Source organism: Candidatus Pantoea carbekii (assembly GCF_000971765.1).
Taxonomy (GTDB): Bacteria; Pseudomonadota; Gammaproteobacteria; order Enterobacterales; family Enterobacteriaceae; genus Pantoea_A; species Pantoea_A carbekii.
Genome location: NZ_CP010911.1, coordinates 1 through 7,593, shown reverse-complemented (window position 1 = coordinate 7,593; position 7,593 = coordinate 1). Strand labels below are relative to the sequence as shown.

At 24.2% G+C, this 7,593-nt stretch carries 6 protein-coding genes; all 6 read left to right on the top strand.

Features of this window, described 5'->3' with window-relative positions; genetic code table 11:
* The first annotated feature begins 757 nt into the window (after positions 1-757).
* The 6 genes from BMSBPS_RS04345 (at position 758) to BMSBPS_RS04325 (ending at position 7,593) form a co-directional block, all read left to right on the top strand.
* The gene (locus BMSBPS_RS04345; protein WP_235375466.1) at positions 758-1,276 is read left to right on the top strand and encodes a phospholipase D family nuclease; all 519 of its coding nucleotides are present in this window, start codon (positions 758-760) and stop codon (positions 1,274-1,276) included.
* A gap of 1,818 nt (positions 1,277-3,094) precedes the next feature.
* Complete coding sequence (locus BMSBPS_RS04340; RefSeq protein WP_148424738.1) at positions 3,095-3,709, top strand: hypothetical protein; 615 nt, start codon at positions 3,095-3,097, stop codon at positions 3,707-3,709.
* A gap of 9 nt (positions 3,710-3,718) precedes the next feature.
* Positions 3,719-4,156 carry a hypothetical protein gene (locus BMSBPS_RS04585; protein ID WP_052719896.1) on the top strand — a complete coding sequence of 146 codons (438 nt, stop codon included), beginning with the start codon at positions 3,719-3,721 and terminating at the stop codon, positions 4,154-4,156.
* Between the two features lie 77 nt (positions 4,157-4,233).
* On the top strand, positions 4,234-4,545 hold the full coding sequence (locus BMSBPS_RS04580) for a hypothetical protein (RefSeq protein WP_052719895.1): 312 nt from the start codon (positions 4,234-4,236) through the stop codon (positions 4,543-4,545).
* Between the two features lie 597 nt (positions 4,546-5,142).
* Positions 5,143-5,694, top strand: a complete 552-nt coding sequence (locus BMSBPS_RS04330) for a histidine phosphatase family protein (RefSeq protein WP_046201248.1) — start codon at positions 5,143-5,145, stop codon at positions 5,692-5,694.
* Positions 5,695-6,696: 1,002 nt separating this feature from the next.
* A complete protein-coding gene (locus BMSBPS_RS04325; protein WP_046201247.1) occupies positions 6,697-7,593 on the top strand; it encodes a RepB family plasmid replication initiator protein in 897 nt (298 codons plus the stop codon).

Sequence of the window (7,593 nt, the reverse complement as noted above, 5' to 3'; positions counted from 1 at the left end):
TTTATTAGAATTGTGTTTCTTCATTTTAAGAATGTTTATAAACTGGTAATAGTTAACACATTGAATTAATGTAAAAATTTACATTAATTCAATTTTGATGAAATTTATCAGATATCATAGAAAAAACAATTTTATATTAACCATAGTATATATCAATATCTCATTGATTATAATTAAATTTTTTTAAATCAATTTGAGAAATTCAATTTATAGATCGAAATAATTGTTTATTGAAGTTAAATTGTGTATATACACTAATTATTGTAATATATTGTCTACACGTTACTTTTAAAATAAAAACAAATAGAAACGTAAAAATTTTATCTTAAATTATGAAAGATTTTTATGATTTTTAATAGAGTATGACGTAAGTTGAATGTCATATAAAATTTATCACGTACTTTAAATCTGAGGTATTTTACGCATCTTTTTTCAGGTTTTATTAGGTAGGTAGGAAATAGGCACTTAATGTGTATAAAGAGGCTTTATAAGCTTCTGAGCGCGTTTGAGCAAAGGTTTTTATATCAAGAGCTGTTTATTCTTTTTGTTCATTCTTCGGTTATATTGATTCTTAATGATCCATTATGAAAGTTAGTCTAAAATTTTTGATGTTAATTATAGTAATTTAGTTAAAATTAAATATCATGTAATTTATACAATAAGTTTGTTAAATATGGCAGTTCATAATATAAAAATTTAGTATATCTATTAAAAAATTTATTTTTGTAAGATTAGCATTAAAATGAAGGAAATAATATTGAAAGTAAAATATTTATTTTTAGTAATCGTATTGTTTTTGTTACCTAATATTAGCTGTTCTGCGAATATTATTGTTGGTTTTTCTCCATATGGAAATGCGCAGAAAGTAGTGTTAATGGCCATTCATGATGCACATGAACATATTGATATTGCGGCATATGGTTTTACTAGTAAGCTAATTAGCTTTGCACTTTTAGAAGCACATCAAAAAGGAATTAAAATACGTGTGATAGGTGATAAAAAAGCAAATCATGGCAAATATACTGCTATTACTTTTCTAAGAAACAAGGGGATTTCAGTTCGCCTTAACGGTCAGTATGCAATACATCATAACAAATTTATAATCGTTGATAATAAATCTGTACAAACGGGTAGTTTTAACTACTCACAAAATGCTGCTTATAAGAATGCAGAGAATGTTGTTTATATTAAGAATGAACCAGAAATAGCTAGATTGTATATAGAAGAATTTGAAAGATTGTGGAATGAAGCGCAAACAATACAGCCTAAATATTGACATATTATATTTTTAATAAGATTTATTTTGAAATTAAGTTCATTAAATGATTAAAATATAGAAGAGACTATTGTGAAGTTGTTTAATTTATTTTAAATTTTTTAATGATTTTAGTACATTGCATGGATAATTAGTGATTTGTAATCATATACTATAGCATTATTATTATACGATATTACTTATGTGATAATAAACTGCATAAGTACATTTTTTTGTATTTCATATCTTTTAAAAATGTATAGAAACCATTTAAGAATCAGATATTGATTATTTAATTTTTCTATCATCCTAATATTTGATTTTAAAAAAGAAATATTCTCTTTTTATAAGGAAGATAATGTTTAATTCTTTGAAAAAATGGTGTAAATTTAATTAATGCAGATTAGGACGATACAGATAATTAGTTTAGAAAAGCAAAAATATGTACAGATTGGACCGAGAATATAGTGGTGTTTTGTATAATTTATTTTGACATGCGTTGGGAACGCATAATATTAAAATTTAAAAGATAAGTTTATTATATGTCAGTTTTTTAAATATTTTCAATGAAAATATTTGTAATAAATATAATGGGCGTGATCAGCTTGTAATTAAGTATTTATCTATTTATTTAAATATATTAGGCATATTATTATCGTGCAGAAGATGGTGCTAGAAAACCATAAATTCTCTTGATTAAAATAAGAAATTGTATTTTTTATAAAGAGCAACAAAAATTATTTATTTTAATTTATTTTTTTAATTTAAATTATAAATTTTGACTGAATTGAAATAGTAAAATCAAATATTGAAATTATAAGTTGAAAACTTGTTGTAAGGATAAGGAATATTAATAGAATTTTTTTTGTCAAGAGAATTAAATTTAAGAAGGGGAAATAAACATAAATTTTATACTATGTGTAAAAATCAGAAGAATAGTTTTAATAGCAATTTTCACTATTAATTATGTTGTACTTTAGTTAATACAATCATTAAAATAAAATTGAAATCATAATTTTGTATATTTAAATAAAATTTATATATCTTTTTTAAGAATATGGGTTTTATTATTGGTCTTTGTAATTCTATAAAGAAAGTTTTTTTGCAAGCAAGTAAAAAGTCTTGAATAGAAAGGTTTATCTTTTATTGAATTTATTAAAAATCTTTTGCAACATTTTTTGAAAATTTGGTTCATGTATGATAGATTTAAATTGTTTTAAAAATCAGAGTGAATTCAATTAATTTTTGAAGATTTAATTTTCAATTGTTCAAAATATTATATTCAATATGATCAATTTTTTTTAAAAATCAAATATATTTTTTATTTACAAAAAAGTAAATTCCCATAGAAATAATGATGCTATTTTTTAATTTAATAAAAAACAATAAAAATATTAAGTAAAATTTGCTTTAGTTTTTAAAAAAATTCATTTTTATGGAATTTATATGATGATTTTAATCAATTATATACCTATAAAATAGAATTTTCTGCGGTCTTTATTTTTCATAGATATAAAACATAATAAAAAATTATATGATATATATCAAATTATATAATATAACAAGAATATTTAAATATTAAATAAATTTAGCGATCTTGAAAGTATGCCATATTAGAATATGCATATGAAACTAATTTAAATTAATTTAATAAAAATTTGAGTTCTTAATTTTTATTTAGTATATAGATCATAAAATATGAAAAATATAATTACAAATCGCATTAATTCACATAAAATAAAAATGCATTTTGAGAAATTAAACAATTGTCAGAAGGACGAGGATAAGTTTTTTAAACTCTCTATAACTTTTCTTCAACTGATTTGGAATGAAAGATTATTGCCTAAAATTATTAAAGAAATTCTTATCGATGAAAATTATCTTAAAGAAATTTCTTCTAATTCTTATCGTCATGTTAATCATTTTTCAAAAATTTCTTTAATAAATGACTTTCATCAAGATCACTGTCGTTTAACACTTCATATTTGGAAACCTCCATTTACTGAAAATGAAGTTAGTCAAGAATTAATTCATGATCATCGGTTTAGTTTTTCTTCTCATGTATTGTGTGGCAAACAGATACATGAAATATTTACAGAATCATCTAAAAAATCCATTACTAAAATTAAATTACAAAAATATAAATATCTTCCTTCAAAAACAAGTAATATTCATAATTGTTTTTTCGAAAAATATGTTTATCTTGATAAAATCGATGAGAAAATTGTCAATTGTGGTCATATTTATAATATGAAGAATGAACTAATTCATCGTATTGTATTTCCTAATAATAACGAACCTATCATATCTTTTATGGTCAGAGGGCCAAGAAAGAGAAATTTTTCTCATACTTATAATACATTTTATCCACGTAGTAATACTATTTCTAATGTTCCTATGTATTCTTCAGCAGAACTAAAAAAGTTACTTACGTATACTCTTGATAAAATGTGAGGTATTTTTATGAATTTAATTGTCGATACTGAAGGTTCAATACACGAAATATATAGAGAATATAACATATTTCGTCAAATGGCAGTTAAGATTGTTGCTGATCACATTGGTGATCAGCAATATTATAAATGGCTCGATCGAATTTCGTCTGATATGAGCGTACGTTATCCTAGCATTCAATTTAAAGAACGTGATCAAGTAAGAATTAATCCTCCTCTTAATACGGCAGTTTATTATGATACTGAAAACTATGATATCCTTCCTACTGGAGCATTGCTAAGAACATCTTGTAGTAAATTAACACATGCATTTTGTTCTTTTAAAATGCCTGAGGATACTACAGGTAATCGTTTAGATAGAAGACATGTTTTTGAAGGTGAAGAAAAAAAATTATTCAAAATAATCCTGTTAGTCCTATTGCTATTGATATTGTTAAAAAATTCATAACACGTCAAGATGTTGAACAACCTGGTACTTTTCTTGAAATTGCTACAGGGATATCACCTAAAAATCTAATTCCTGCAATGATATTGCGTGGATATCGTTCTACGTTTTATGTACTAATTGATGGGTATGATGTGTTAAGATGTTCGATGGATAGGTGTACAGTTTTTGATTTTCGTTCTCTGAATGATATGCAGAATCCTGTAATGTGGAAATATTTTCGTGAAATTGAGTTATCTCTTTACCCACGTATTTCTAATAAAATTAAAAATGATGTACGTATAATTCGAATTGTAGAAATTTTGCGGGATTCGCTTATCTCTTATTTTAATACTTGCGTAATTTATGATATTAAATATCAACGAGGCATGCGATTACTTGGCAAGTACTAAACTTAGATATAAAAATTAATATTCATTTTGATTATATATCTAAATATATTTCATTATTTTATGAATGCATTAATTTTTTTAGATATATTTCGTTATTATATTTTAATAAGCAAGAAAGAGATTATTATAGTAACGTAAAAATCAATTGAGCAAATCAAGATTATTTTTGCAAAAAATTTTAAAAGTATTTCTTTTAACATAGCAACATTTCTATTTTAAATAAACGGCATGTATATGTTGAGTTATGCATAGCTAATTATGCATAACTCAACATATTTAATTTTATGTTAACATATTGGTTAGTATCAGTATTTTAAAAATCGTTTAATACAGAAAAATACCTTATGAAAAATAACATATTGATGTTATGCATAATATATTAAATGCGTTTTTTTATCTGCGCTGATTAAAAATAGTTATTAGTATACATAATTGCTTAAAAAATTTATAGAGAGCGGCATTGTTTTTTTATAGTATTTTCAGATAAAAAGTGTATCTCATTGTAAATTTGCCATTTTACTAGCTTTAGAATAAATTTTTTAATTTAACTAAAATTTAAAAATCCCTAATTTTTAGTTATCTGCGAGTTTATAACTTATGATACGAGAATTAATTCTTATTAGACATGCACATTCTGAATGGCAAGCAGGCATTACACAACATAAAAATAGTCATCTTACATCGATAGGTATAAAACAGGCTTCAGAATTATCCAAAACTTTAGCTCAGTATGCTGATATTAGTAATTTTCATATACTCAGCAGTCCGTTACATCGATCAGTTGAAACAGCGCGTATAGCTTTGCCAATTCATTTATTTGCAGAAGTAATTTTTGACCATCAATTTCAAGAGGCTACTTTTCATGTTCGTAGTCAATTAATTCTACCAAAAAAATTCTATCCAGATGTTCGAAAAAAAAATAGTGAAAAATATCTACTATTTAAGGAAAACATCAAGTCATCATTGGGCCAGATTTTATCTAATTATGACCGTATAATGATCTTTACCCATAGTGGTGTAATTAAAACTGTTCTCCGTATTCATTGTGGATCAGATGCATTTTGCACAGAAATTGATAATTGTTCCATTACGCATTTTATTCATAAAAATAATATTTGGCTTGTGCAAAGGGTAAATTATGTGTTTTAAATTTATTCTTAATGATATTTTAGCTGATATATATATTTATACATTCAAATGTAAAATTCATTTAATATGAAAACTCTGTAATCTGTTTTAGGTTTTTTTGCCAAAAAATATATGCCTTGTATATCAATAATATAAGTTAAGAATTATTATTTTTAATAATTTGTAATTAACGCATTAAATTCAAATTTTTTAACGATTTTTGAAACTTGATTTGAAATATTTTAGTATTGTAAATTAGTTAGATAATTTAAGAATAATTAATTTTAAAAGCTTTAACCAGTATCTAATAATAATTACCGAAAGTATTAATTTAATTGAATTGAGGATCAAAGAAATATTTAGTATAGATTTATTTTGTTTATCAAATTATCTTTCTTAAATGTTTATGTCGTAAAATGGATAATCATTAATTATAATAGTAATTATAAAAATTATAAATAAAATTCAATACGCTTGGTTAAAAAAAGAATATTCAAGCATAGTTTTTTTGATTAATTAAAAATTATAAAAAATTGACTGATATCTTTTCGGTTAAGTTTATATGCGAAAATGTTCAATACCATGAATAACACATATTTCCAAATTTAAACTTAGTATCAAGTATATTTATGACTATTTTTATAATGTAATCAATGTAGAAAATTACAAATTAAAATAAAAAATTGTATGTATATAGATGATCTAAAGTGAATTATTTTTCTCTTTTAGTATTGTTATATTTAATTTTATCTTAATATTTTCATATTTTATCGACATATCTACATATCCACAATTTAAAATATAATAATTTAACCATATAAAACCTTATAATAACCATTAAATATCCCTAACCTTTAGAAAGCTTGTGGTATAAGGCTTCATCTAGGATAAAAATGTTTATAAACTGGATAAAAATGTTTATAAACTGGATAAAAATGTTTATAAACTGGATAAAAATGTTTATAAACTGGATAAATAATTAATCTTCTAACATTTGTCTTTTTTATGAATTTAAATTAGATTATGTTCAATAAAAACAAAATATTACATCTATTTGATGTCTTAAGAGTTAGTCATACAGGTAAAAAGTTATCCCCAACCGCACATAATACTGTACAACCAGTTGCATTAATGCGATTAGGGCTTTTTGTTCCAACGTTAAAACGCAAAGGTAGTAAGGTTAAAAACCTTTCTATAGATGCTTCTAAGGAATTGGCTGGATTAGAATTAGCTCAAGCAGAGGGTTATACTAATATATTGATATCCGGTCCCAGACTTTCTATGGAAACCGATTTCAAGGTTTGGGCTGCAATTATTATTTCATTTAGTCAGTACGGTGAAAAAACTAATTCAATTGAATTACCTTTTACACAATTTGCTTCGTTTGCTGGTTACCCAGATAAGGAAAAAACTACAGTATTACGTAATCGTATTTCACATGCTCTTATAAGATTGCGTTCTACTACTATAAGCTTATCATCCAAAAATAAAAATAAACATGCCATTACTGGGCTGTTAGAAAGGGGTCAATATGATATACAAGCTGATACTATACGTCTTCAAGCAGACGAATCTTTGTGGGAACTTTATCGAATAGATAATCAAGTTTTATTACATATGATTATCTTAAGAAAATTAGCTAATAAAGGCTCAGCTCAAGCTCTCTATACTTTTATCGAAAGTCTTCCTCAAAAACCTATTCCATTATCTTTCAGTCGGATCAAAAAAAGACTTATATTGACTTCTTCAGATCCTCAACAGAATCGAATTGTAAAAAAAGCAATTAAGGATCTTCAAACTGTAGGTTATCTTGATGCTACGGTAATAAAAAAAGGTAAAGAATGGTATGTAAACATTCATAATCGAGATCCGCATTGTAAAATTATTGATCCAGTTTGTTTAATAAAAAATTTTTTCTAA

Bases quoted from the DNA above. Each gene is read 5' to 3' on its own strand.
- BMSBPS_RS04585 (WP_052719896.1), top strand. From the start codon at position 3,719: ATGAATTTAATTGTCGATACTGAAGGTTCAATACACGAAATATATAGA.
- BMSBPS_RS04580 (WP_052719895.1), top strand. From the start codon at position 4,234: ATGATATTGCGTGGATATCGTTCTACGTTTTATGTACTAATTGATGGG.
- BMSBPS_RS04330 (WP_046201248.1), top strand. From the start codon at position 5,143: ATGATACGAGAATTAATTCTTATTAGACATGCACATTCTGAATGGCAA.
- BMSBPS_RS04325 (WP_046201247.1), top strand. From the start codon at position 6,697: ATGTTCAATAAAAACAAAATATTACATCTATTTGATGTCTTAAGAGTT.